The organism is Collinsella sp. D33t1_170424_A12 (assembly GCF_015554865.1).
Classification (GTDB): domain Bacteria; phylum Actinomycetota; class Coriobacteriia; order Coriobacteriales; family Coriobacteriaceae; genus Collinsella.
Map to the genome: position 1 here is coordinate 1 of NZ_JADNJJ010000204.1, position 2,189 is coordinate 2,189.

The following is a 2,189-nucleotide window of genomic DNA, read 5'->3' on the forward strand; positions in this document are numbered from 1 at the left end:
CGTGCGGACGGGCAGCAGCTCGATGTCGGACCCCGTCACCGGTACGGTGGTGGCGAGGATGCGCATCGGGCAGGTGATTTCTTGGCGCGCGAAGGCCTCGCCGCGCGGGCAGCGGTTGCCCTTCACGTCCACAACGAGCGCGGTGCCGGCGTCGCGCTCAACCTCGACGGCGAGCAGGCATTCCGACGGGCAGGTGGTGCAGTGGAAGCGCTCTGTGGTGCTCATCGTGCGTCCTCCTCGATTGATTCGATGCTCAGCGTGATGCGGCCCTGCGCGCGTTTCAACATGGCGGGCGTGAGGGGCGTGGATTCCATGATGCTCGGCTTGAACGCACGCGGCTTTCCGCAGAAGAGCGTCTCGTCGCCCGAGACGATGCGGATGCGTCCGCATTCGATGGGCGCGCGCACGCGAAACCAGATCTTTACGAGGGCGTCGGTGCCGTTGATGCGCGACGGCACCGCGTAGCCCGCCAGGCCCGCCGCCTCGACGGCGATGGCGTCCTGCGACTCGTCTTCGCGATCGCTTTGACGGAGCGCCCAGGTGGCGGCGGCGCGTCCGGCGCGCTGGGCCTCGGCAGTGGCGTTATCGGCCAGGTCGTGGACGTGCAACACGTTGCCGCACGAGAAGATGCCGGGGACGGACGTCATCAGCGACTCGTCCACCTTCGCGCCACGTGTGCGCGGGTCCAGCTCGACGCCCGCTTTGGTGGCGAGCTCGTTTTCGGGGATGAGGCCCACCGAGAGCAATAAGGTGTCGCAGAGCACTACCCGCTCCGTGCCGGGGATGGGGGAGAGATGCTCGTCCACGCGCGACACCTCCACCGCTTCCACGCGCGCGTCTCCGATGATGCGCGTCACGGTGGTGGATAGGTGCAGCGGGATGCCGAAATCCTCCAAGCAGTTCTTGACGTTGCGATAGAGGCCGTTGGCATAGGGCATCAGTTCGTAGACGCCCTCGACCTCCATGCCCTCGAGCGCGCAGCGGCGCGCCATGATGAGGCCGATGTCGCCCGAGCCGAGGATGACGGCGCGCCTGCCCGGTGCGAGGTTCTCTATGTTGATATAGCGCTGGGCGAGGCCGGCGGTGAAGACGCCGGCGGGCCTGCTGCCGGGAATCTTGATCTCCGAGCGCGTGCGCTCGCGGCAGCCCATGGCGAGGACCACGGCGCGCGCATCGAGCTCGAGCAGCTCCTCTTCGCTCATGCAGGTGACGCGGTGCGCGCCGCCCCCGACGGTATCCGCATCGCCGTCGATGGCGATGACCATGGCGCCCGTGTGCACGTCGATGGGTAGGGCCGCCACCTCGTTGATGAGGCGTTGCGCGTATTCGGGGCCCGTCAGCTCCTCTTTGAAATGCTCGAGGCCGAAGCCGGGGTGGATGCACTGGCGCAGGATGCCGCCGAGATGGGCATCGCGCTCCACGATGGCGACGCGCGCCCCCGCTTGCTGCGCCACGATGGCCGCGCCCATGCCGGCCGGACCGCCGCCGATCACGACGACGTCATAGGCGTGCGCGACCGCCGCGGTCGCTGGAATGGTGCTCGTCATGCCTGTACCTCCTTGAGCGGACCGAACACGATCTGCGAGCCCGCGTCCTCGAGGAGCACGTCGCTCGGGCTGCAGCCCAGTTCGCGTGCGAGGATCCGCACGACTCGGCTTTGGCAGAAGCCGCTCTGGCAGCGGCCCATGCCCGCGCGGCAGCGGCGCTTCACGCCCTCTACGGACACGGCGCCCGGGGTTCGATGAATGGCCTCCACGATCTCTGCCTCCGGTACGGTTTCGCAGCGGCATACGATGCGCCCCCAGGCCGGATCGCGCTCGATAAGCGCGCGCTTGCGCTCGGTGCTCTCGCTATCGAAGTCCACGGGTCGCTCGCGTAGGGGGTTCCAGCCGGGTTTCTCGGGCAACGCGATGCCGGCTTCGTGCAGCAGCGCGTCCATGCGCTCGGCTACCGCCGGGGCGCTGGCCACGCCGGGCGATTGGATGCCCGCGGCCTGGAAGAGACCGGGCGAGAGCGTGGAGGGCGCGATGAAGAAGTCGTTGAGCCCCTTGATCACCGCGCGCCCGCCTGCGAACGTGCGCACCACCCGGCGCGTATCGAGGTCGGGGACGAGCTTGCGCGCACCCTCCAGCAGCTCGTTCACGTCGGCGGCGTAGGTGTCGGTGTCGCCCGCTTCGCGGATCGCGGCG

3 protein-coding genes are annotated in these 2,189 nt (G+C 68.8%); all 3 read right to left on the reverse strand.

Annotated elements, in window-relative coordinates; all coding sequences use genetic code 11:
- A partial coding sequence (locus I2E26_RS08475) for a DUF1667 domain-containing protein (protein WP_195420383.1) occupies window positions 1-225 on the reverse strand: 225 nt, incomplete at its 3' end.
- Window positions 222-1,547: an NAD(P)/FAD-dependent oxidoreductase gene (locus tag I2E26_RS08480; protein WP_195420384.1), complete on the reverse strand. Its 1,326-nt coding sequence runs from the start codon at window positions 1,545-1,547 to the stop codon at window positions 222-224. The genes I2E26_RS08475 and I2E26_RS08480, both read right to left, overlap by 4 nt.
- On the reverse strand, window positions 1,544-2,189 hold a 646-nt coding region (locus tag I2E26_RS08485; RefSeq protein WP_195420385.1), incomplete at its 5' end, for an FAD-dependent oxidoreductase. The genes I2E26_RS08480 and I2E26_RS08485, both read right to left, overlap by 4 nt.

Excerpts from the sequence above, each read along its gene's own strand:
- I2E26_RS08480 (WP_195420384.1), bottom strand. The coding sequence starts at position 1,547 with ATGACGAGCACCATTCCAGCGACCGCGGCGGTCGCGCACGCCTATGAC.